This window comes from Thiohalobacter thiocyanaticus (genome assembly GCF_002356355.1).
Lineage (GTDB): Bacteria > Pseudomonadota > Gammaproteobacteria > Thiohalobacterales > Thiohalobacteraceae > Thiohalobacter > Thiohalobacter thiocyanaticus_A.
In genome coordinates this window covers 3,192,572-3,215,136 of the sequence record NZ_AP018052.1, presented here as the reverse complement: position 1 = coordinate 3,215,136, position 22,565 = coordinate 3,192,572, and the positions used below count along the sequence as shown (strand labels likewise).

The window sequence follows — 22,565 nt, the reverse complement described above, 5'->3', positions numbered from 1 at the left end:
TGAATCGCCATTGTCCGGGACAGGTCGAGCCCTATAATCCCGTATTTCCGGCTCCACGGACGGGGCCGGTAACAAGCATAAATACACTTTGCAGGATGGAGGAAATGCCATGGACGGCAGAAAATCTTACCGGCGTGCCCTGCACGCCTCTTTGTTCTTCGCGGGTATCGCAACAACCCCGGCCCACTCGGCACTACTGCTCTCCGAAGTGCTCTACGATGCCTCCGGCGGCGACGCCGGCAAGGTATTCGTCGAACTGTACGGTCCGGCCGGGCTGGACCTGTCCGGTTACGAACTGCGCGGCATCAACGGCAGCGGCGGCGATACCTACAAGACGGTCGCGCTCAGCGGCCTGATTCCCCCCGACGGCGTATTCGTGATCGCCGATGAGGACAGCGGCGGTACCGCGGTGCCCGGCGCCGACCTGCTCGCCGATGTGGACCTGCAGAACGGGCCGGATTCGCTCGAGTTGTGGGATGGCAGCAGGGTGATCGATGCCCTGGGTTACGGCGATTTCACCAGCGCCGTGTTTGCCGGTCAGGGCGATCCGGCCCCCGACGTTTCCGCCGGCCAGAGCCTGGCACGGGTGGGCGTGACCGGCAGCAACCTGGCCGATTTCGCAGTGCTGGACGTCCCCACGCCCGGGACCACGGCCATCAGCGCCGTACCGGTCCCGGCGGCGGTCTGGCTCATGGGGTCGGGGCTGGCACTGCTGGGCACCCGGCTGCGCCGCCACGAGACCGCCTGACTGCTGCGTCCGCATTGACCCCGTCCCCGGGCGCCCGGATGATGTTCCGCTTCCAGGCGTGGGGACTGGGGCAGGCAAGGCCACGGACTTGATGCCGGATGTCGGCCGCAGGGACGCGGCCGCCAAGCCTGCAGGGATGCCTCCCGGGCGTTCCGGCATCAAGTCCGTGGCCTTGCCGGTTTCCGCGACGGTCGAGCCTCCGCGGTCGGATCTGCGGCCGGTCCCGTCACCCTTCGATATTTCATCAGCTATGGGGAAGTCATGGCCGGGCGAAACCAGTTGCGGATCATCGGGGGCGACTGGCGTGGACGGCGGCTGAAGGTCGTCGACCAGTCCGGTCTGCGTCCCACGCCCGACCGGGTGCGCGAGACCCTGTTCAACTGGCTGGCCCCGGTCATTGCCGGCAGTCGCTGCCTGGACCTGTTCGCCGGCAGCGGCGCCCTGGGCCTGGAAGCCGCCTCGCGCGGCGCGGCCGGGGTGACCCTGGTGGAGAAGGCCGGCGCCGCGGCCCGCCAGCTGCGCGACAACATTGCGCTGCTCCAGGCCGGGGATCGGCTGGAACTGGTGCAGACCGACGCGCTGCGGTTTCTGGGCCGGGCACCGGCCGAACCCTATGACGTGGTGTTCCTGGACCCGCCCTTCGGCCAGGGTTGGCTGCAGCGCTGCCTGCCCGGGCTGGCCCAGCCGGGCTGGCTGGCGCCCGGGGCATACGTCTATATGGAAGCCGAGCAGGACCTGGACAGCGCTGCACTGCAGGCCCTGCTGCCGGCGGGCTGGCAACTCATACGCAGCAGGAAATCCGGGGAGGTCGGTTATCACCTGGCCCGGGCGGATGGTTTGCAGCCGGCCCCGCAGGCGTCATAATCCGCCCATGAATGTCACAGCGGTCTATCCCGGCACCTTCGATCCCATCACCCACGGCCATACCGATATTGTCGAGCGTGCCGCGCGCCTGTTCGACCGGGTGATCCTGGCCATCGCCGCCAGTCCTGCCAAGCAACCGGCCTTCGATCTGGCCCGGCGCGAGGCGCTGGCCGGCGAGGTGCTGGCGCATCTCCCCAATGTCGAGGTGTGCAGCTTCGACGGCCTGCTGGTGGAATTCGTACGCCGCCGCGGCGCTCAGGTGATTCTGCGCGGCCTGCGCGCGGTGTCGGATTTCGAGTACGAGTTCCAGCTCGCCGGCATGAACCGGCATCTGGCCGGCGAGATCGAGACCCTGTTCCTGACGCCGGCCGAGCAGTATGCCTATGTCTCCTCCAGCCTGGTGCGGGAAGTGGCCGCCCTGGGCGGCGATATCTCGCCTTTTGTCCACGAAAAAGTTGTGGCTGCACTGAAGGCGCGGCTCGGTTAATATCGCTTTCATCTGATATACCCCCGCGCGCCCGGCGCGGCAGTCCTGAATGGAGGCGGTCATGTCCCTGCTGATCACCGATGAATGCATCAACTGCGATGTCTGTGAGCCCGAGTGCCCGAACGGCGCCATCTACCAGGGCGATGAGATCTACGAAATCAACCCCGATCTGTGCACCGAGTGCGTCGGCCACTACGAGGTTTCCCAGTGCGTCGAGGTCTGCCCGGTCGACTGCATCCTGGTCGATCCGGACAACAAGGAGACTCGGGAGCAGCTGCTGGCCAAGTACGAGAAGATCACCAGCGAATCGGCCTGATCCCAGGCCGTTTCCACCCACTTACCGACGAAATCCTTAACACCGGGCCTTCTGCCCGGTGTTTTGTATGCAACCCACTATATTTTTTGAATAATTATTTCCGGCTTATCCGTTCTCCGTCGCACGAACATGTCGGAAAAGTTTGCAAGTCCGGGTAGTGCTATCTCTGACGTAACGCATAACCCACTGTGTTTCAAGATAAAACATTGCCGGGAATAAATATTGCTTGAAAGTCAATGTAAAAATTGCATCCGCAATCAACAACTCGGATGCCAGATGCGCGCAATAATGACAACAGCGCCAACGAACAAGAACAACAGCAGGCTTGCCTGGAGGAGAAAAACCCATGGAGTATCAAAATAGTAGGGATATGCTGTGGTCGTGCAGCGGCTTGTCGGACTGGGCTCGCCGTTTCCTCGGCGGACTTGCGGCGGTAGCTGCATTCGCATTCGCCGGGCCAGTATCGGCGGTCAGCCTGGACTTCATGTGCATCACCGGTAACGACTCGGGCGATTGCGCTATCGGTGAAAGCCAGCTGACCGTGGATGTCACTGATCCGGGTGGAAACCAGGTTAATTTCCGTTTCAATAATTCCGGGTCGGCTGATTCAGCTATCACCGAAGTCTATTTCGATGATGGCGAACTGCTTGGTATAGCCGACGTGAGTCACAGTGCGGGTGATTCATGGACAGCGGGTGATGCAAGTCCTCCGGATTTGCCGGGTGGTGATTCGATTACCCCGAAGTTTGAAGTGACAGGGTATTTCAAGGCTGAGTCTGATCCGCCGCCTCCCAAGAAGGGGGTCAACCCGGGTGAATGGCTGGATGTCGTGTTCGATCTCAAGACCGGCAAAACCTTCAACGATATAATTGCTGATTTGATTTCAGGCGATCTGCGTGTGGGCATGCATGTCATAGCCTTTGACAGCGGCGGCAGTGAGAGTTTTGTCAACGACCCGGATCAGGTGATTCCGCCTTCTGCTATCCCGGTGCCGGCGGCAGTATGGCTGTTCGGTTCCGGCCTGCTGGGCCTGGTCGGGATTGCGCGGCGTCGGTACTAAACGACAGTAACAGTTTATCCTGACACACAGGGCGGCCGAATGGCCGCCTTGTTTTTTTCTGTATTCGCCTTATCGTGACTAATCTCATGTTCGCGACCAGGTAAGATCCCATGTTCCAGCGACTCCGCTACTGCCTGTCTCTATTGCAGTCTCTGCCCGTGCTGGCATTGAGCTTATTGGTGGTGGGCGTCCCCGTGCAGGTGGCCTCCGCTGCCGAGCGTCCCGGCGCCACCGCGATTGCCTCCGCGCATCCGCACGCCACCGCGGCCGGTTTCGAGATCCTGGCCGCGGGCGGCAATGCCTTCGATGCCGCCGTGGCGGTCAGCGCTGCGCTGGCGGTGGTCGAGCCCTACGGTTCCGGCATCGGTGGCGGCGGTTTCTGGCTGCTGCATGTCGCGACTGAGAACCGTGATGTCATGATCGACGGCCGGGAACGGGCGCCGCTGGCCGCGCACCGGGATATGTATCTCGACGACGCAGGTAATCTGATCCCCGGTGCCTCCATGAACGGACCGCTGGCGGCCGGGATCCCGGGCGAGCCGGCGGCGCTGGTGCACCTGGCGGAGCAATACGGTCGCCTGCCGCTGGCCCGGAGTCTGGCGCCGGCGATCCGGCTGGCGCGCGCGGGCTTCGAGGTGGAGGCCCATTACCGCCGCATGGCGGCATTCCGCCGGGATGTTCTGCGGGAGTCCGCCGATGCGGCACGCATCTTTCTGCGCGAGGGCGAGGTGCCCGCCGAGGGTGTGGTGATCCGTCAGCCTGAGTTGGCAGATACGCTGCAGGCCCTGGCCGGGCAGGGGCGGGACGGCTTCTATGCCGGCAAGGTCGCGGACCGGCTGGTCACGGGCGTGCGGGCGGCCGGCGGCATCTGGACGCAGCGGGATCTGGATGAATATGAAGTCATCGAGCGCGAGCCTGTGCGCGGCGAGTACCACGGTATGCGCATCACCAGCGCCGCACCGCCGTCCTCGGGCGGCATCGCCCTGGTGACCATGCTCAACATCCTCGAAGGCTACGGGCTGCAGGACCTGTGCGAGGTCGAACGCACGCATCTTATAGTCGAGGCCATGCGCCGCGCCTACCGCGATCGCGCGGTGTATCTGGGCGATACCGATTACGTCGAGGTGCCGGTGGCGATGCTCACCAGCCCGCATTATGCCGCCGGCCTGCGCAACGGCATCCGCCGCGACCAGGCCACGCCGAGTGCCTCGCTGCCGGGACCGGAGGCCTTCGGCGGCGGCAATCACACCACCCACTTCTCCATCCTGGACCGGGAGGGCAACCGGGTCGCGGCCACACTCAGCATCAACTATCCCTTCGGCGCGGGCTTCGTGGTGCCGGGCACCGGCGTGCTGCTCAACGACGAAATGGACGACTTCTCCGCCAAGCCGGGCGTGCCCAACGCCTACGGCCTGGTCGGCACCGAGGCCAATGCCATCGCCCCCGGCAAGCGCATGCTGTCCAGCATGTCGCCGACCTTCGTCGAGACCGATGACCGCGTCGCTATCCTGGGCACGCCCGGCGGGAGCCGCATCATCACCATGGTGCTGCACGGTATTCTGGGTTTTGCCGCGGACAAGCCGGTGCAGGATTGGGTCAGCGAGCCGCGCTTCCATCACCAGTATCTGCCGGATGTGATCCAGTTCGAGCCGGAGGCATTTGGTGCTGAAATGCAGCAGCAGCTGAAGGCCATGGGGCACGAATTGAAGCCGCTGGACAGCAGCTACGGCAACATGCAGGCGATTCAGTGGAATCGTGCTACCGGCGAAGTGCGGGCCGCGAGTGATCCACGGGGAATCGGGGAGGCCCTGATTGAACATGTAGGTCGGGTTAGCCCGTGAGGGCGTAACCCGACCTACCTCTGGCAATGGGGGCAGTAATAGCTGGAGCGCTGGCCGATGCGTTTCAACCGTATCGCCTCGCCGCAGACCGGGCAGGGCCGGCCTGCGCGCTCATAGACCCGCAGTGACTGGCGGAAATAACCGGGCCGGCCGTCGCTGCCGGTGAAATCCCGCAGCGTCGTGCCGCCGACCCGGATGGATTGTTCCAGCACCGCCTTGATGGCAGCTGCCAGTTGTTCATAGCGCTGGCGGCTGATGCGGCCGGCCGCGCGGGCCGGATGGATACCGGCCAGAAACAGCGCCTCGTTGGCGTAGATGTTGCCCACCCCCACCACCACATGGCTGTCCATGATGAAGCTCTTCACCGCCGCCCGGCGGCCGCGTGACAGCGCATGGAGATACTCCCCGTTGAATTCATCGGACAGGGGCTCGGGCCCGAGTTCGCGCAGCAGCTTGTGCGACTCCGGCGCCCGGGTGGTCCAGAGCAGGGCGCCGAAGCGGCGCGGGTCGGTCAGGCGCAGGCACTGGCCGTCGTCCAGTTCCAGGTCCAGGTGGTCGTGTTTGTCCGGGGGTGTCGCCGTGGGCAGGATGCGCAGCGCGCCCGACATGCCCAGGTGCAGGATCAGGCTGCCGGTATCGAGTTCGATGAGCAGGTATTTGGCGCGGCGGCGCACGCCATGGATGCGCTGGCCCGCTACGGTGGTCTCCAGGCCGCGCGGCACCGGCCAGCGCAGGCGGCGTTCGCGGACCGCCAGCCGGACGATGCGCCGGCCGGTCAGGTGCGGTTCGATCCCACGCCGTGTGGTCTCGACTTCGGGTAATTCAGGCATGGGATCGCGGGATTTCGTCAGTATCGGTCGGGAGCGTTAGAATACCAGCCTGACACGACGCGACAATATCAATGCAAGCAGTCACAAGGGCCAAGCCATGACCAGACAAGTAGATGTTGCCATCCTCGGCGCCGGCAGCGCCGGCCTGTACGCCGTCGGCCAGGTGCGCAAGGCCACCGACAACTGGGTGCTGATCGACGGCGGCGAGCTGGGCACGACCTGCGCCCGGGTCGGCTGCATGCCGTCCAAGGTCGCCATCCAGATCGGCGAGGACATGCACCGGCGCAGCATCTTCGAGCGCGAGGGCATCGAGGGCGGCGACAGCCTGGTGCTGAACCAGGAGGACGCCATGGAGCACGTCCAGGACCTGCGCGACGTGTTCGTCGACAAGGTGCTCTCCACCAGCACCGACGAGATGAGCGAGGAGGAGTTCATCGAGGGCAATGCGCGGTTCGTCGAGCCGAATGTGCTGGAGGTGAACGGCGAGCGCATCGAGGCGAAGAAGATCATTATCGCCACCGGCTCGACCCCGCTGGTGCCCGGCGCCTGGGAACCCTTCCGCGACCGCATCCTGACCACCGACGAGTTCTTCGAGCAGGAGTCCCTGCCGGCGTCGGTCGCCGTGATCGGCCTGGGCGTGATCGGCCTGGAGTTGGGCCAGGCCCTGCACCGCTTCGGGGTGGATGTCACCGGCATCGATATGGCCGAGACCATCGGCGGGCTGGAGGATCCGGTCGCCCGGGATGCCGCCATCGAGCTGATCGGCAAGGAGTTCCCCCTGTGGTTGGGGCAGGCCGCCGAGGTGAGCGAAGCCGGTGAAGGCAGGCTGAAGGTGACGGCCGGCGACAACGAGGTGGTGGTCGACAAGCTGCTGGTGTGCATGGGCCGGGTGCCGAATGTGAAGACCCTCAACCTCGAGGCGCTGGGGGTCGAACTGGACGCCAAGGGTGTGCCGGCGTTCGACCCGCATACCATGCAGGTCGGCGACCTGCCGGTGTTCATCGCCGGCGACGTGACCGGCGAGCGGCCCATCCTGCACGAGGCCGGCGACGAGGGCCGCATCGCCGGCTTCAACGCGGTGCAGGACACGCCCGTGGCCTTCGAACGCAAGACGCCGCTGTCCATCACCTTCTGCGACCCCAACATCGTCATGGTCGGCCAGGGCTGGGGCGAACTGGATGAGGACGCCATCGCCGTTGGCGAGGTGAAGATGGGGCTGCTGGGCCGGGCCATCATCATGGGCCGCAACCGCGGCGTGCTGCGTGTATACGCCGATAAGAACGATGGCCGCATCCTGGGCGCGACCTTCGTCGCCGCCCTGGCCGAGCACCTGGGGCACCTGCTGTGCTGGGCCATCAGCCAGCATCTGACCGTGTTCGATCTGCTCAGTCTGCCCTTCTATCATCCCACCATGGAGGAGGGGCTGCAGGCGGCGTTGTATGATCTCAAGGGAAAATTCGACGAGGAGCTTGATCACCCGATCGAGCTGAAACCGCTGAAATAGCTGCTCAATCTTATTGCCAGTCGTCAGGCGATCCTGTCATTGCGAGCGCAGCGCGGCAATCTCGTGCTGCAGATGCAACTGTTTCGAGATTGCCGCGGCGCTATGCGCCTCGCAATGACAGGGTATGGTGAAGCTTCCGCTGCAGAACATGTGACGGCAAGCTATGCCGGGCTTTGCGTTGTTCAGGTCGGCCTACGGTTCGGGAGCGGGGTTTGCGTCCTTGCCGGCATCGAGCTCCAGCAACCGTCCCGCCTGCTGCGTCCCCAGATGATAGGCCAGTCCCGGCTTCTCTCTCACCAGCACGAAGTCCGCCTCGCTGCGGCGGATGCCGTAACGTATCCGTTCGCCGTCGGCGAATGTGAGTTCGACTTCGCCCTGCAGCGGTCCGCCCTTGTCCTCGCCCACCCATAACGCCTGCGTGGTGCGCCAGGTGTCGACCAGTCGCTGCAGCCGGTCAGCGGAGATATCCGGGCGGTCGGGCTTGACGGCCCAGCCCCCGGTGTCGGTGCGTGCCAGGGTGAATTCCGGCAGCGCCAGCCGTTGCAGTTCGGTGCCCGCCGGCACCAGCCGGCGACTGACCAGGTCGCTGGCCCCGGCGCCGAGCAGGTTCAGCACCCGGTCCTCGATCAGGTGGACCGTGTCGCCGTACTGCACGTAGCGCAGGTCCTGCAGCGGCTCGGTTCCGCCCAGGCGCAGTTCGGCATCGTCGTAATGCAGCACCAGCTGCGGCGGATCCAGGCCGATGTCGGCGGGATCGATTTCCGCCAGCGGGTACTGGCGCTGCGAGGGCTGGTTCAGCAGATTGAGAAGGATCTTCGCCTGGAATGCATCGGCGGGCAGATCCGGCTCCCGCAGCTGCCAGCCGCCATCATGGCGCACCAGTTCGATCCGGCCGCGGTCATTGTCGATCCGGATGGACTGGACCTGCGCCGGGTCGAGCCGGGTCAGGGACGTGCTGTCCGCCGTCTGCGTGCCGGGGCGCAGGTAGACCAGCGCGGCCAGCGCCGCGACCAGCAGCAGCAATACGACATTGACGAGGGAGCGGGGGCCGGGCATCAGCGTTTGCGCCGGCGCAGCCAGACGATGAGGCCGGCGAGCACCAGCAGTGCCGGCAGCACGAACAGGAAGCCGAAGCCGATCACGGCCTGAGCGGTGCGGCCCAGTTCCAGGCTCTGATCCGGGGCCGCGCGCGGGCGGATGGCGATGAAGCTGTCATCGTGGCTGAGCCAGTCGATCAGGTTCAGGCCCAGGTCCAGGTTGGCGACATTGCCGAGAAAGCTGTTGGACAGGAAATCGCCATCGCCGATGACCGCGACCCGCTGGCCCGTTGTGCGACCCTCGCCGGCCTCGCTGCCGGCGTCCAGGCTGCGGGTGAAGGCGTGCGCCAGGTCCAGCGGGCCGGCGCGCTCGTCGCTGCCCGCATCGAAGCCGATGCGGCCTTCCAGCGTACCGAGTTCAGTCCAGGTGTTTTCCATGCTGGAGAGCAGGGGCTCGACGTCCCAGTCGCCGGTGGTGTTGAGCTGCAGTGCCTGAGCGTGCGGGAACAGGGTCATGGCGCGCAGCTCGCGGGTCACGGGATGCGGTGTGTAGGCGGTGACCAGCACCACGTCGGGGCTCTCGATGCCGAACAGCTGGGTGCTGGCATCGACGATCACGCCGGGCAGGAACTCCACGCCGAGGTATTCGGCTACGCTGGCCATGCCGCCGGTCTCGCCGGGATCGGCCAGCCACAGCAGGTTGCCGCCGGCCTCCAGGTACTCGCGCACCAGCCTGACTTCGCCCGGCAGCAGATCCAGCTGCGGGCTGGCGATGACCAGCACGCTGAGGTTGTCCGGCACCGCGCGCGTCTCGGCCAGGTTGAGGCTCTGCACCTTGAGCCCCTTGCGCTCAAGCTCGGCCCCGAAGTGCCCCAGGTCGTGATTGGCCTGGCCGTGCGGGTCGCGTTCGCCGTGGCCGGTGAGAAAGCCGATCCAGCGCTCGCCCTGACGCGCCACCCGCAGGATGGCATTGCTGAGGGCCTGCTCGGTGTGTTCCTGTACCCGTTCGCTGCGGCCCTGATAGGCGATGCGCAGCTCACCCTCCATGCTCACCCCCAGTTCGCGCACCCGTTCCGGGGCGCGGTCAGGGTTGACGAACTCGACCTGGATGTCCGGTTTGACCCGCTCATAGCGACCGACGAGTTCGCGTACCTGGTCACGCAGCGGCCCCTGGTCGCGGACGAAGGCGGTGATGGTGAGCGGGCCCTCGAGTTCCGCGAGCAGGCGTTCGCTGTCGGCCGACAGGCTGTTGCGCGCGCCGTAGGTCCAGTCGGTCTGGATGCGGTATTGGGTGCTGAGCCAGCCCAGCAGCCCGACCGCGGCCAGCAGCAGCAGGGTGAACAGATAGCGCTGCAGGCGCAGGTTGCGTTTGGTCTGGCGCGTCACATCCATGCCGGGGCTCCTAGTGCGGCATCCGCCGGGCATCCAGGCGCTGCACGGTCAGCACCAGGAAGGTGAGAATGAATAACAGGTAGTAGACGACGTCGCTGGAATCGAACAATCCCTTGAGCAGCGATTCATAATGGCGCACCAGCGACAGATAGCGGAACAGTTCGCTGACCCCGGCGCCGGAATTACCGGCCCAGTCGATGATCCACAGCAGCAGCAGCAGGCCGAAGCTGCTCACCGCGGCCACGGTGGGCTGATCGGTGAGGCTTGACATGAACAGCCCGGCGGCGGTGAAGGCCGCCAGCAGCAGGGCCAGGCCGAGCAGACCGCTGGCGAGCTTGCCGGTATCGAGTTCGGTGCCGGCCATGAGCGACAGCGGCATCAGGCTGATCATGGCCAGCAGGATGAGAAAGAAACCCAGCAGCCCGAGGTACTTGCCCAGCACGATCTCGGTCATGGATACCGGCGAGGACATGAGCAGGTTGAGGGTGCGGCTGCGGCTTTCCTCGCTGAGCGCCCGCATGGTGATCAGCGGCGCGATCAGCAGCAGGATGACGCCGGTATTGCCCAGCAGCGGCGTGATCACGATGTCGGTCACGCCGGGGGCATTGGGCCGGCCGGCCAGCTGCGGGGCGTAGGTCATGAACAGATCGATCTGGGACAGGAACAGGTAGGCCAGCAGCAGCTGCACCACGCCCAGGATCGACCAGGCCAGGGGCGAGAGAAACAGGGTCTTGAGTTCGCGTGCCGCGATGACGCGGATCATCAGGCGGCCTCCTCGGCGGCGTCGCGGCTGGTCAGTTCGACGAAGATCTGCTCCAGGGTGCGGCGTTCGGGGATCAGTTCCTGCAGGCCCCAGCCGGCATTCACGGCCCGTTCGGTCAGGGCCTCGGCCGGGTTGTCGCCGGTGTAGCGCAGCCGGAAGCGGCCCTGACCCAGTTCGGCCACTTCCTCCACGCCCGCGAGCTGCTGCAGCGTCTCGATGGCGGGCGGTTGGCGGAAGGCGACGATGCAGGCCTGTGCCTGCAGATGCGATTCCAGTCCCTGCATGCTGTCGGCGAACACCAGCCGGCCGCGGTGGATGATCTGCACCCGGTTACAGGTGCCCTGCACCTCGGGCAGGATGTGGGTGGAGAGGATGATGCCGTGCGCCTCGCCCAGTTCGCGGATCAGGCCGCGGATTTCGCGGATCTGGATGGGGTCCAGGCCCACGGTGGGCTCGTCCAGGATCACCGCCGCCGGGTTGTGCAGGATGGCCTGGGCGATGCCGACGCGCTGCTGGTAGCCCTTGGACAGATTGGCGATCAGGCGCCGGCGCACCTCGTTCAGTCCGCAGCGGGCGCGGGCCCGGTCCACCGCAGCGGTGACCTCGCGTCCGGGCACGCCGCGCAGGCGGGCGCAGTAGCGCAGGTACTCGTCGACCGTCAGTTCCCGGTACAGCGGCGGCTGCTCCGGCAGATAGCCGAGTTCGCGCTTGGCGCGCCTGGGATGGTCCAGCAGATCCACGCCCCGGACCCGGATGGTGCCGGCACTGGGCGCAAGGGTGCCGGTCAGCATCTGCATGGTGGTGGACTTGCCGGCCCCGTTGGGGCCGAGAAAGCCCAGCACGTCGCCCTTGGCCAGTTCGAAGCTGACATCGTGCACGGCGCGGATGGGGCCGTAGTCACGCTGCAGGTGTTCGGCCTGGATGAGGATTTCGCGGTCCATTTCTTTTACTATCCCCGGCTTGTTGTCTGACCGCCCGGTGCGGGCAGATCCGCAGTGGGGGCCGGGCGGCGCTCCCTGTGTCAGGCGGATATTCGAGGCGTTAATCATACTCATGTCAATACGGGTAGGCATAGACACCGGCGGCACCTTCACCGATTTCGTCGTTCTGCAGGACGGGCGGGTGCGCGTGCACAAGGTGCTGTCCACCCCGGACGCGCCCGAGCGCGCCATCCTGCAGGGCCTGGATGAGCTGGGTCTGGCCGGCGCCTCGGGCATGAGTCTGGTGCACGGTTCGACCGTCGCCACCAACGCAGTGCTCGAAGCCAAGGGGGTGAAGACGGTCTATATCACCAACCGCGGCCTGGGCGATGTGCTGGCCATCGGCCGCCAGGCCCGGGCCGAGCTGTACAACCTGCAGCCCGAACCGGTCGAACCCCCGCTGCCGCCGGAACACTGCCTGGAGACCGGCGGCCGGCGCGATGCCCGGGGCAAAGTCATCACGCCCCTGACCGATGCGGATCTGGCCGAACTGAAGACAGCGATCGAACGCCTGCAGCCGCGTGCCGTGGCCATCAACCTGCTGTTCGCCTTCCTCGACGGCGAGGACGAGCGGCGCATTGCCGCCGCCCTGCCCGCTGACCTGTTCGTGAGTTGTTCCAGCGAGGTGCTGCCCGAGATCCGGGAATACGAACGCGGCATGGCCACCTTTCTCAATGCCCATGTCGGCCCGCTGGTGGAGGGCTACCTGCAGCGGCTGAAGGCCGGTGTGGCCCCGGCGCCGGTGGCGGTGATGCAGAGCGCCGGCGGCCTGGTGGATGCTGACCAGGCCGCCCGTCACGGCGTGCACCTGCTGCTGTCGGGGCCGGCCGGCGGTCTGAGGGGTGCCGGCTTCGTCGGCCGGCTGGCCGGCTGCGAGCGCCTGCTCAGTTTCGACATGGGCGGGACCTCCACCGACGTGGCCCTGATCGAGGGCGAGCCGCGCCTGACCACCGAGGGCCGCATCGGCCGCTACCCGGTGGCCGTGCCCATGGTGGACATGCACACCATCGGTGCCGGCGGCGGCTCCATTGCCCGGGTCGATGCCGGCGGGATGCTCCTGGTGGGGCCGGAATCGGCCGGGGCCGCCCCCGGGCCGGCCTGCTACGGCCGCGGCGGGACCGAACCCACAGTCACCGACGCCAACCTGGTGCTGGGGCGGCTGCGGCCCGAGGCCTTCCTCGACGGTGGCATGCGGCTGGATGCGCAGGCTGCCCGCATGGCCGTGCTGCGGGTGGCCGAACCGCTCGGCCTGACGCCGGAAGCGGCGGCCGCCGGCATCGTCCGGGTCGCCAATGAGCACATGGCCCGGGCGCTGCGGGTGATCTCGGTGCAGCGCGGCCTGGACCCGCGCGACTATGTGCTGACTTCCTTCGGCGGGGCCGGCGGCCTGCATGTGTGCGCCCTGGCCGAGGCGCTGGGCATGCGCCGGGCGCTGGTGCCGGTGCAGGCCGGGGTGCTGTCGGCGCTGGGCATGCTGAGCGCGGCGCCGGCGCGGCAGCTGTCGCGGGCCTGGCCGGCCCGGCTGGAGGATTGCGCAGCCGCCGAGCTCGAGGCGGCACTCAATGAACTGGCAATCCAGGGGGGCGCGGAGTTGGCGGCCGAGGGTCTGGATGCCGGGCGGCTGCAGCGGCGCGCCTCGCTGGATCTGTGTTACGAAGGCCAGTCCTTCGTGCTCACCCTGCTCTGGGAGGGGATTGCCGCCACCGCTGCGGCCTTTCATGCCGCGCACGAGGCCCGCTACGGTCACCGTTTGGCGCGGCCGGTCGCACTGGTCAATCTGCGGCTGGAGGTCGCGGGGCCGGCCCCGGATCTGGTGCTGCCTGAACGTGCGCCGGATGAGGCCGCGCCCGAAGCCCGGGTTGCGATGCCGGGGCTGGAGGCGGAGGTGCCGGTCCATGCCCGCGACGCGCTCGGCGCCGGCCAGTGTCTGGCGGGGCCGGCCCTGATCACCGAGACCGTGGCCACCACCTGGCTGGCGCCGGGCTGGCGTTGCGAGGTGGATCGCTGGGGCAACCTGCTGCTGACTTTTTCAGCCGGCGCGTAGGATGGGTGGAGGCGCATGCGCCGTAACCCATCGCCTGGCCCGGGTGGAATGATGGGTTGCGCTGCGCTTCACCCATCCTACGTACCGGCCCTGCGCCCCGCGTGTTACGGCCACCTCAGTTCGTGGTCCCCAGCAGCAGCTCGGTGGTCTCGTCGGCCCAGCGGGCCGCCTCCACATAGGCCTCGGTGATCCCGGCCGGCGTCAGGTCACGGAACTGCGCGCTATCCCACTGGGTGCGCTCGTAGGCCAGTACGCAGCTCAGAGCCTCGCCAATGGCGCCCTGATGATGCAGCAGGGCGGCCTTGAGAGTGTCCGACAGCGGCAGGGCCTCGAGGATCTGGTCCAGCGGCATTCCCAGCAGCGCCTCCAGGGCCGAGAACAGGCCGGCGGTGAAATAGATCTCCGGTTCGGCGTCGCCGGTCTTTTCCGCCAGCAGCTGGCACATCCGGGCCCGCAGCATGGCGATGGTCATCAGGTCGGTGGGCCGGTCTTCCACGCCGCAGAACACCAGCAATGTGGCCCAGGTCTTGATGGTCCGGTTGCCCAGGTAGACCACCGCCTGGCGGATGGAATCCACTTTGCGGGGCAGGGCAAAGAAGGCGGAGTTGATATAGCGCAGCAGCTTGTAGCTCAGGCCCAGGTCCTGGCTGATCAGCGCCTCCAGTTCCTCGGGCGTCACATCCGGGTCCTGCAGCTGGGCCAGCAGCCGGACCGTGGCCAGGCCGCTGGCGGGCACGGCCTGGCCGGAGATCACCTGGGGGCGCGAGAGGAAGTAGCCCTGGAAATAGTCGAAGCCCAGCTCACGGCATTGCTCGAACTGCTCCAGCGTCTCGATCTTTTCGGCCAGCAGGTGCACGGGATAGCCGCGCAACTGGTCGAGGTGGGCCACCAGTTCCCCGTCCGGGACGGCCATCAGGTCGATCTTGATAATGTCGGCATGTTCGATCAGGGGACGCAGCTTGTCGTGGTAGAGGAAATCGTCCAGGGCCAGGGTGTGGCCCGAGCGGCGCAGTTCGCGCACGGCGCCGATCACGGCCGCATCGGGTTCGATGTCTTCCAGCACTTCCAGCACGATGCGGTCCTTGGGGAAGGGCAGCTGCCATTCCCCGGTGAGGAAGGCGCGGGTCAGGTTGATGAAGGCGCGGTGGCGGCCGACCAGTTTTTCCAGGCCGAACTCCAGGAAGGCATTGTTGATGACATGAGAGGTCGCCCGGTCGCCGTCGGAGAACATGGCCGCATTTTCCAGCCCGCTGCGAAACAGCAGCTCATAGGCATAGACATTGAGGTTGCGGTCGTAGATCGGCTGGCGGCCGATGTAGATGTCCTGCATGTACGCTGTCCTGGGGCGGCACGCCGGGTGCCTCTCTCGGGATCGGTCCGCCCACGGTTGCCGGGATTTGGGGACTGCCGGCGGGTGAATTTGTTTCGGCAAAGCCCTGACAGCCGTGCTAGAGTAGGGTTTACCCTTCTGTAACGTCCGAAAGAGCCATTACTTCATGTTTGACCCTATGCTCTCCCTGCTTGCTCAGGGGCTTGCTGATCTGCCCTGGTGGGGCCTCGTGCTGGCCGTCCTCGGCCTGACCCATATTACCATTGTCAGCGTCACTGTCTTCCTGCATCGCCATCAGGCCCATCGGGCCCTGGACCTGCATCCGGCGGTGAGCCACTTTTTCCGCTTCTGGTTGTGGCTGACCACCGGCATGGTCACCGCCGAGTGGGTTGCCATCCACCGCAAGCACCACGCCAGGTGCGAGACCGAGGACGATCCTCACAGCCCGAACACGCGCGGCATCGGCACGGTCCTGTGGCGGGGCGCCGAACTGTACCGGGCCGAGGCCGAAAATCCCGAGACCCTGGCCCGGTTCAGCCAGGGTACGCCCGATGACGCCCTGGAGCGGCACCTGTACCGGCGTTTTCCCATGCTCGGCGTCAGCCTGATGCTGCTGATCGACCTGGCGCTGTTCGGTGTCATCGGTCTGACCGTGTGGGCGGTACAGATGCTGTGGATCCCCATCTGGGCGGCGGGCGTGATCAACGGCCTCGGCCACTGGTGGGGTTATCGCAACTTCGAGAGTGCCGATCTGTCGACCAATATCGTGCCGCTGGGCCTGATCATCGGCGGCGAGGAACTGCACAACAACCATCACGCCTTCCCCGGCTCGGCCAAGCTGTCCTCGCGGCGTTGGGAATTCGACATCGGCTGGTTCTATATCCGACTGCTGGAGATCCTGGGCCTGGCCGCGGTCAACAAGACCGCCCCCATGCCCCGCCTGGATCCGGCCAAGCAGGCGCTGGACGTCGACACCGTGCGCGCCGTGGTGCGCAACCGCCTGCACGTCATGTCGGACTATGCCCGCCAGGTCATGCTGCCGGTGCTGCGCGAGGAGTGGCGCAGCGCCGACCGCTCCTGCCGCCGCCTGCTGCGGCGCGCGCGCAAGGTGCTGGTGCGCAACGAGACCCTGCTGGATGCGCGCAGCGAGAGCCTGCTGCAACGGGCGCTCAACGAGCGCCAGCGGCTGCAGGTGGTGTACGAGTTCAAGCGCCGGCTGACCGCGCTGTGGGCCCAGCGTCCGACCAGTCATGAGCAGATGCTGGTTGCGCTGCAGGACTGGTGCGCCCAGGCCGAGGCCACCGGCATCCAGGCCCTGCAGCAGTTCGCCCGGCGCCTGCGCTGCTACAGTCTGCCGCAGCCGGCCTGACCGATGACCTGAGCCGGCGGACTCCGGCGGCACAGGCAGGCGTGACCAACCCAATAAAAAACCCGGCATGGCCGGGTTTTTTATTGGGTCCGGTGATCGGAAGCCTTACTTGATCTTGGCTTCCTTGTAGGTCACGTGCTGGCGCACCACCGGATCGTACTTCTTGAACTCGAGCTTGTTCGGCGTGTTGCGCTTGTTCTTGGTGGTGGTATAGAAGTGACCGGTGCCGGCGCTGGAGACCAGCTTGATCTTTTCGCGGATTGCCTTGGCCATGCTTGCCTCCTCAGACCTGTTCGCCGCGGGCGCGGATTTCGGACAGGACGGTCTCGATGCCCTTCTTGTCGATGATGCGCATGCCCTTGCCGGAGACACGCAGTTTCACCCAGCGCTGCTCGCTCTCCACCCAGAAGCGGTGGGTGTGCAGATTCGGCAGAAAGCGCCGCTTGGTCTTGTTGTTCGCGTGGGAGACGTTGTTGCCCGTGACCGGACGCTTCCCCGTGACCTGGCATACTCTGGACATGGCTAGAACCCTTCAGAAAATCGTTCCATTCGGCTCACACGCCGAGAAGAGCCGCGCATTATGTCAGAACCCGGGCGACGGGGCAAGCATCCCCGATGCCGGTCGCCGGCGCCGGCATGCGGCGGCAACTCATTGATTCATATGAGTCCCCGCTCGGCCAGGGAAACCGTCTCGCCGGTCCCGATCACCAGGTGGTCCAGCACCCGGATCTCGACCAGGGCCAGCGCCTCCTTCAGGCGCCGGGTCAGCTGCTGATCGGCATGACTGGGCTCGGCCACCCCGGAGGGATGGTTGTGGGCCAGGATCACGGCGGCGGCGTTGTGGCCGAGCGCGGCCTTGACCACTTCGCGGGGATGGACGGCGGCGCTGTTCAGGGTGCCGCGGAACAGTTCCTCGCATTCGATCACGGCATGGCGGTTGTCCAGGAACAGGCAGGCGAAGACCTCATGGGGATAATGGCTGAGGCGGGCGTGCAGGTAGCGGCGGGTGTCGTCGGGGTTGCTCAGCACGCTGCCGCGCTTGAGCCGGTCCAGGTAGTGGCGCCGCGCCATTTCCAGGGCGGCCTGCAGCTGGACGTACTTGGCCGGCCCCAGCCCCGGGGCGGTTTCCAGCTCGCGCGGTCCCAGGCTGAGCAGGCCGCGCAGGCCGTCATGGCTGCGGAGCAGTTCCCGGGCCAGGGCCACGGCGTCCTTGCCGGGTATTCCGGTGCGCAGAAAGATGGCCAGCAGTTCGGCATCCGACAGGGCCGCCGCCCCCTGGGACAGCAGTTTTTCGCGCGGCCGCTCCTGCGCCGGCCAGTCCCGGATCGTCATGGTCAACCTCCGTGTCGACAGTCTCAACGGGCGTATCATAGCCGGGGGCATGGGCCGGGACCAGCGGCCTGGCCCCGGCGCGTGGGTGAATGGCGCAACCTCTGATAAACTTCCCGTCATGCAATCCCTTATCGGAAAACGCATCCTGCTCGGGGTGAGCGGCGGCATCGCCGCCTACAAGAGCGCCGAACTGGTGCGCGGCCTGCGCGCGGCCGGGGCCGAGGTGCGGGTGGTGATGACCGCCGGCGCTCAACGCTTCATCACGCCGCTGACCCTGCAGGCCCTGTCGGGGCAGCCGGTGCGCAGCGAACTGTTCGACGCGCATGCCGAGGCCGGCATGGATCACATCGAGCTGGCGCGCTGGGCCGATGCCGTACTGGTGGCCCCGGCCAGCGCCGACCTGCTGGCCCGGCTGGCCCAGGGGCGGGCCGACGACCTGCTCGCCACCCTGTGCCTGGCCAGCCGGGCGCCGCTGCTGCTGGCGCCGGCCATGAACCAGGCCATGTGGGCGCATCCGGCGACCCGGGCCAATGTCAGTCTGCTCGCCGGGCGCGGTGCCCGGCTGCTGGGGCCGGAGGTCGGTGAACAGGCCTGCGGCGAGACCGGCCCGGGCCGGATGCGGGAGCCGCAGGACCTGATCGCCGACCTGGCCGCCGGTTTCGAGACCGGCCGGCTGGCCGGGCTGCGGGTGCTGGTCACGGCCGGTCCGACCCGCGAAGCCATCGACCCGGTGCGTTACGTCAGCAACCGCAGTTCCGGCCGCATGGGCTATGCCGTGGCCGCCGCGGCGCGCGAGGCGGGTGCACGGGTGACCCTGGTCAGCGGGCCGGTGGCACTGGACGGCCCGCCGGGCATCGAACGGGTGATGGTGGAGACCGCGGAGGAGATGCGCGCAGCGGTACGGGCGCAGCTGCCCGGCTGCGACATCTTCATCGGCGCCGCCGCCGTGGCCGACTACCGTCCGGCGCAGGCGGCGGCGCAGAAACTGAAAAAGCGGGATGCGAACCTGTCGCTGGATCTGGTGCGCAATCCGGATATTCTGGCGGAAGTGGCCCAGGGTGAACCGCGGCCCTTCACCGTCGGCTTTGCTGCCGAGACCGGTGATCTGGATGCCAATGCGCGCACCAAACGGATGCAGAAATCGCTGGATCTGATCGCCGCCAACCTGGTGGGCCCGGGGCTGGGCTTCGACGCCGAGGACAATGCCCTGACCCTGTACTGGGAAGGGGGCTCCGAATCACTGCCGCGCCAGTCCAAGCCGCAGCTGGCACGGGAATTGATTGCAATTGTCGCGCAACGGTTTCACGACGCTTCGTCCGATAACACAACAAAGGCAACTCATGCAGAGAAAGGTTCAGCTCAAGGTTCTGGATGAACGTCTGGGACATGAATTTCCCCTTCCCGATTACGCCACCGACGGCGCGGCCGGCATGGACCTGCGCGCCTGCGTGGACGCGGCCCTCACCGTCGCCCCGGGCGAGACCGTGCTGATCCCGACCGGGATCGCCATCCATATGGAGCAGACCGATCTGGCCGCCGTGCTGCTGCCGCGTTCCGGGCTGGGCCACAAGCACGGCATCGTGCTGGGCAACCTGGTCGGACTGATCGATTCGGACTACCAGGGGCAGGTGTTCGTGTCCTGCTGGAACCGCGGGGAGGGCGCTTTTACCATCGAGCCGGGGGATCGGATCGCGCAGATGGTGTTCGTGCCGGTGGTAAGGGCGGAATTCGAGCGGGTCAGCGAGTTCGACGCAAGCGTGCGCGGAGCCGGCGGTTTCGGGCATACGGGCCGGCAATAACGGCTGCTGTACACAGAAAGCTGATATGAGGTTGGGCCGATAATGGGATTCAAGCTGTCCAGGGCCAAGGGGTCCGACAAGCCGGCAAAGAAACGGGGTGGTGACAAGCAGGCCGGCCGGCGCCGCAGCGGCGGACGGATCGGCCTGATGCGGCTGGGACTGTTTGCCGGCCTGCTCGGTGCCGTCATCATCCTTGGCATCAGTGCTTATGTGCGTCATATGGCCGACCTGGAGATCGCGGCCAGTCGGGACCGGGAAGTGGCCATGATGGCCGACAATGTCGCCGATCGTCTGGCCGCCTTTGTCGGCGGACGCGGGGCCGAAATGGATGCGCTGACGCAGGATCCGGCCCTCAGGCATGCCCTGCAGTCCGGGGATGCGGCCGCGCTGCGGGAGCAGGCGGCGCGCATCCGCCAGCTGTTTCCCGCGGCCAGCGGCGTCAATCTGCTGCCGCCCGGCGTCGAGGCGGTTGACCTGGAGGCCAATCCCCCCATCAGCTATGCCGCGCTCGACCTGCTGCGCCAGGCCGAGACCCGCGACACGCCGCCGCCGGCCGAGGTGCATCTGTTCAACAAGCCGGGGCAGCACCTGAACCTGGTGCGACGGGTGCTGGACGACGACGGGCGCCGCATCGTCGGCCATCTCATGCTCGGCTTCCCGGTCCAGACCCTGCATCAGGCGCTGGAGGGCGCGCACCTGGGTCAGGGCTATGGCGAGGTGCAGCAGCAGGTCAACGGCGGCCAGCCCCTGGTGATCGCCGAACAGGGACGGGAGGCCTTCCGGCAGGGCGCTCCCGCAGTGGAGTTGCCGGTGGCGGGCAGCCGGCTGAAGGTCGCCTACTGGGCGCCCCCCGTGGATCCGGGCGCGAGTTGGAACAACGTACTGATGCTGGGCGGCGCCGGCGCCCTGGTGCTGATCCTGGTGTTCTATCTGCTGCTGCGGCTCTATGCTCGGGCCCTGCAACAGGATCAGGTGACCCTGCTGGGCGCACTGCGTGATGCCCGTGAGGGGCGGCTGCAGAACCATTACGATCTGCATGCCCGTGAGAGCGGTCCCCTGCTCGAGGGGCTGCGCTCGCTCGTCGAGTCAGGTGCCCTGCGCGGCAGTGCCGGCATCGAGCGCATGTCGGCAGCCATGGCCAGCAGCACCCCGACCACGGGCGGGATCGAGTTGGAGGAGGAAACACCGCCCGATCTGACCGTGCTCGATGACAGCGCACTGGGCGCCGCGCCGCTCAAGGTCAGCCGGGTCAATGCCGACCCGAGCATCTTCCGCGCCTACGATATCCGCGGCATCGTCGGTGAAACGCTCAGTCCCGACGTGGTGCATGAACTCGGCCGCGCCATCGGCTCCCAGGCCCTGACCCAGGACGAGAGCAGCATCGTGGTCGGCCGCGACGGCCGCGACTCCAGCCCGGAACTGGCCGAGGCCCTGATCCGCGGCCTGCGTGCCACCGGCATCGACGTCAAGGATATCGGCCAGGCCATCTCGCCGCTGGTCTACTTCGCCACCCATTACCTGGACAGCAATTCCGGTGTGGTCGTCACCGGCAGTCACAATCCGTCCGAATATAACGGCCTCAAGGTGGTCATCGCCGGCCAGACCCTGTCCGGCGAGGCCATCCAGGCCCTGCGTCGGCGGGTCGAACAGCAGGACTATGCCAGCGGGCGGGGTGGCCTGGAGGCGGTCGATGTCGCCGGCGACTACCTGGAACGCATCCGTTCCGATGTGCAGCTAGCCAAGTCGCTCAAGGTGGTGGTCGACTGCGGCAACGGCGCAGCGGGGGCATTCGCGCCCTCGCTGTTCGAGTCGCTCGGCTGCCAGGTCATACCGCTGTACTGCGAAGTCGACGGCAGCTTCCCCAATCATCACCCCGATCCCAGCCGGCCCGAGAACCTCGAGGCCCTGATCCAGGCGGTGCGCGACAACCAGGCCGATCTGGGGCTGGCCTTCGACGGCGACGGCGACCGCCTGGGCGTGGTCGATTCCGCCGGCAACATCATCTGGCCCGACCGGCTGATGATGCTGCTGGGCATGGACGTGCTCAGCCGCAACCCCGGCGGCGAGATCATCTATGACGTCAAGTGCTCGCGGCACCTGGGCAGGATCATCCGTGATTTCGGCGGTGTGCCCGAGATGTGGAAGACCGGCCACTCCCTGATCAAGGCGCGCATGAAGGAGACCGGGGCCCTGCTCGCCGGCGAGATGAGCGGCCACATCTTCTTCCAGGAGCGTTGGTACGGCTTCGATGACGCCCTCTACACCGGCGCCCGCCTGCTGGAGGTGCTGGCCAACGACCATCGCGAGACCAGCGGGGTGTTCGCCGTGCTGCCGCAGAGTGTCAGCACGCCCGAGTTGAACCTGTGCATGGAGGAAGGCCGTCCGGCGGCCTTCATGGAACAGCTGCAGGCCAATGCCGGCTTCCCCGACGGCGAGCTCTACACCATTGACGGCCTGCGGGTGGAATTCGCCGACGGCTGGGGGCTGGTGCGCGCCTCCAATACCACGCCCTGCCTGGTGCTGCGCTTCGAGGCCGATGATGAACTGGCGCTGTCGCGCATCCAGGAGCAGTTCCGCAATGCCATGCTGGCGGTCGAGCCGGGGCTGCAACTGCCGTTCTGATCCGCTTGATTGTTTCTGTCATTGCGAGCGCAGCGTGGCAATCTCATAATGTAGCGATGTCCGGTTGGAGGTTGCCGTGGCGCCAGCGCCCAGGGAACCCTCGGGGTTCATTATGGGTACCCTACCCTTCGGGTCTGGGCATCGCGATGACGGTTTAACCGGCATTTACTCCACTTCGATTATCATAAGGTCCTGCAGTCAGTGACACTCACCGCCGACAAAGCCCGCAACGTGGCCCGCGTACTCA

21 protein-coding genes are annotated in these 22,565 nt (G+C 66.6%); 12 read left to right on the top strand and 9 right to left on the bottom strand.

Annotated features, from left to right (window positions below):
• Nucleotides 1–109 precede the first annotated feature (109 nt).
• From CFK21_RS14915 to ggt, 6 genes are all read left to right on the top strand, one after another.
• Nucleotides 110–748 (top strand): lamin tail domain-containing protein, encoded by a 639-nt coding sequence (locus CFK21_RS14915; protein WP_157745718.1) that lies wholly within the window; start codon nucleotides 110–112, stop codon nucleotides 746–748.
• Between the two features lie 261 nt (nucleotides 749–1,009).
• The gene (gene rsmD, locus CFK21_RS14910; protein WP_096367395.1) at nucleotides 1,010–1,612 is read left to right on the top strand and encodes a 16S rRNA (guanine(966)-N(2))-methyltransferase RsmD; all 603 of its coding nucleotides are present in this window, start codon (nucleotides 1,010–1,012) and stop codon (nucleotides 1,610–1,612) included.
• Nucleotides 1,613–1,619: 7 nt separating this feature from the next.
• On the top strand, nucleotides 1,620–2,099 hold the full coding sequence (gene coaD / locus CFK21_RS14905) for a pantetheine-phosphate adenylyltransferase (protein ID WP_096367394.1): 480 nt from the start codon (nucleotides 1,620–1,622) through the stop codon (nucleotides 2,097–2,099).
• Nucleotides 2,100–2,160: 61 nt separating this feature from the next.
• A complete protein-coding gene (locus CFK21_RS14900; protein ID WP_096367647.1) occupies nucleotides 2,161–2,415 on the top strand; it encodes a YfhL family 4Fe-4S dicluster ferredoxin in 255 nt (84 codons plus the stop codon).
• 346 nt (nucleotides 2,416–2,761) lie between these two features.
• The gene (locus CFK21_RS14895) at nucleotides 2,762–3,475 is read left to right on the top strand and encodes a VPLPA-CTERM sorting domain-containing protein (RefSeq protein WP_096367393.1); all 714 of its coding nucleotides are present in this window, start codon (nucleotides 2,762–2,764) and stop codon (nucleotides 3,473–3,475) included.
• Between the two features lie 110 nt (nucleotides 3,476–3,585).
• Nucleotides 3,586–5,316: a gamma-glutamyltransferase gene (gene ggt, locus CFK21_RS14890; protein WP_096367392.1), complete on the top strand. Its 1,731-nt coding sequence runs from the start codon at nucleotides 3,586–3,588 to the stop codon at nucleotides 5,314–5,316.
• Between the two features lie 14 nt (nucleotides 5,317–5,330).
• On the opposite strand, the gene mutM is transcribed toward ggt, so the two are convergent.
• A complete protein-coding gene (gene mutM, locus CFK21_RS14885; protein ID WP_096367391.1) occupies nucleotides 5,331–6,146 on the bottom strand; it encodes a bifunctional DNA-formamidopyrimidine glycosylase/DNA-(apurinic or apyrimidinic site) lyase in 816 nt (271 codons plus the stop codon).
• A 97-nt stretch (nucleotides 6,147–6,243) separates the two neighbouring features.
• Here mutM and CFK21_RS14880 point away from each other — a divergent pair, with 97 nt between their 5' ends.
• Nucleotides 6,244–7,650 carry a dihydrolipoyl dehydrogenase gene (locus tag CFK21_RS14880; protein WP_096367390.1) on the top strand — a complete coding sequence of 469 codons (1,407 nt, stop codon included), beginning with the start codon at nucleotides 6,244–6,246 and terminating at the stop codon, nucleotides 7,648–7,650.
• Between the two features lie 192 nt (nucleotides 7,651–7,842).
• On the opposite strand, the gene CFK21_RS14875 is transcribed toward CFK21_RS14880, so the two are convergent.
• The 4 genes from CFK21_RS14875 to CFK21_RS14860 are packed head-to-tail and all read right to left on the bottom strand — an operon-like array spanning nucleotide 7,843 to nucleotide 11,783.
• On the bottom strand, nucleotides 7,843–8,706 hold the full coding sequence (locus CFK21_RS14875; RefSeq protein WP_096367389.1) for a DUF4340 domain-containing protein: 864 nt from the start codon (nucleotides 8,704–8,706) through the stop codon (nucleotides 7,843–7,845).
• Nucleotides 8,706–10,079 carry a GldG family protein gene (locus tag CFK21_RS14870; protein WP_096367388.1) on the bottom strand — a complete coding sequence of 458 codons (1,374 nt, stop codon included), beginning with the start codon at nucleotides 10,077–10,079 and terminating at the stop codon, nucleotides 8,706–8,708. Before CFK21_RS14870 ends, CFK21_RS14875 begins: the two co-directional genes overlap by 1 nt.
• 10 nt (nucleotides 10,080–10,089) lie before the next feature.
• Entirely contained in the window at nucleotides 10,090–10,842 is a 753-nt protein-coding gene (locus tag CFK21_RS14865) for an ABC transporter permease subunit (RefSeq protein WP_172844312.1), read from the bottom strand.
• Nucleotides 10,842–11,783 (bottom strand): ABC transporter ATP-binding protein, encoded by a 942-nt coding sequence (locus CFK21_RS14860; RefSeq protein WP_096367386.1) that lies wholly within the window; start codon nucleotides 11,781–11,783, stop codon nucleotides 10,842–10,844. The genes CFK21_RS14865 and CFK21_RS14860 overlap by 1 nt, the downstream gene beginning before the upstream one ends.
• 112 nt (nucleotides 11,784–11,895) lie before the next feature.
• On the opposite strand from CFK21_RS14860, the gene CFK21_RS14855 reads away from it, so the two are divergent.
• Entirely contained in the window at nucleotides 11,896–13,866 is a 1,971-nt protein-coding gene (locus CFK21_RS14855; RefSeq protein WP_096367385.1) for a hydantoinase/oxoprolinase family protein, read from the top strand.
• 115 nt (nucleotides 13,867–13,981) lie between these two features.
• On the opposite strand, the gene CFK21_RS14850 is transcribed toward CFK21_RS14855, so the two are convergent.
• Nucleotides 13,982–15,196: an EAL and HDOD domain-containing protein gene (locus tag CFK21_RS14850; protein ID WP_096367384.1), complete on the bottom strand. Its 1,215-nt coding sequence runs from the start codon at nucleotides 15,194–15,196 to the stop codon at nucleotides 13,982–13,984.
• A 166-nt stretch (nucleotides 15,197–15,362) separates the two neighbouring features.
• Between CFK21_RS14850 and CFK21_RS14845 the strand changes: the two genes are divergently transcribed.
• Nucleotides 15,363–16,565, top strand: a complete 1,203-nt coding sequence (locus tag CFK21_RS14845) for a DesA family fatty acid desaturase (protein ID WP_096367383.1) — start codon at nucleotides 15,363–15,365, stop codon at nucleotides 16,563–16,565.
• A 105-nt stretch (nucleotides 16,566–16,670) separates the two neighbouring features.
• Here the strand turns inward: CFK21_RS14845 and rpmG are convergent, their stop codons facing one another.
• The 3 genes from rpmG to radC form a co-directional block, all read right to left on the bottom strand.
• On the bottom strand, nucleotides 16,671–16,838 hold the full coding sequence (gene rpmG, locus CFK21_RS14840) for a 50S ribosomal protein L33 (protein ID WP_096367382.1): 168 nt from the start codon (nucleotides 16,836–16,838) through the stop codon (nucleotides 16,671–16,673).
• A 10-nt stretch (nucleotides 16,839–16,848) separates the two neighbouring features.
• Complete coding sequence (gene rpmB / locus CFK21_RS14835; protein WP_096367381.1) at nucleotides 16,849–17,085, bottom strand: 50S ribosomal protein L28; 237 nt, start codon at nucleotides 17,083–17,085, stop codon at nucleotides 16,849–16,851.
• Between the two features lie 137 nt (nucleotides 17,086–17,222).
• A complete protein-coding gene (gene radC, locus CFK21_RS14830; protein WP_096367380.1) occupies nucleotides 17,223–17,897 on the bottom strand; it encodes a RadC family protein in 675 nt (224 codons plus the stop codon).
• 118 nt (nucleotides 17,898–18,015) lie between these two features.
• Here radC and coaBC point away from each other — a divergent pair, with 118 nt between their 5' ends.
• Genes coaBC through CFK21_RS15615 form a run of 3 tightly spaced genes read left to right on the top strand, consistent with a single transcriptional unit; the run spans nucleotide 18,016 to nucleotide 22,318 of the window.
• Complete coding sequence (gene coaBC, locus CFK21_RS14825; protein ID WP_096367379.1) at nucleotides 18,016–19,272, top strand: bifunctional phosphopantothenoylcysteine decarboxylase/phosphopantothenate--cysteine ligase CoaBC; 1,257 nt, start codon at nucleotides 18,016–18,018, stop codon at nucleotides 19,270–19,272.
• A complete protein-coding gene (dut, locus tag CFK21_RS14820) occupies nucleotides 19,238–19,696 on the top strand; it encodes a dUTP diphosphatase (RefSeq protein WP_096367378.1) in 459 nt (152 codons plus the stop codon). Before coaBC ends, dut begins: the two co-directional genes overlap by 35 nt.
• 42 nt (nucleotides 19,697–19,738) lie before the next feature.
• On the top strand, nucleotides 19,739–22,318 hold the full coding sequence (locus CFK21_RS15615; RefSeq protein WP_304440669.1) for a phosphomannomutase/phosphoglucomutase: 2,580 nt from the start codon (nucleotides 19,739–19,741) through the stop codon (nucleotides 22,316–22,318).
• Nucleotides 22,319–22,565: the final 247 nt, after the last annotated feature.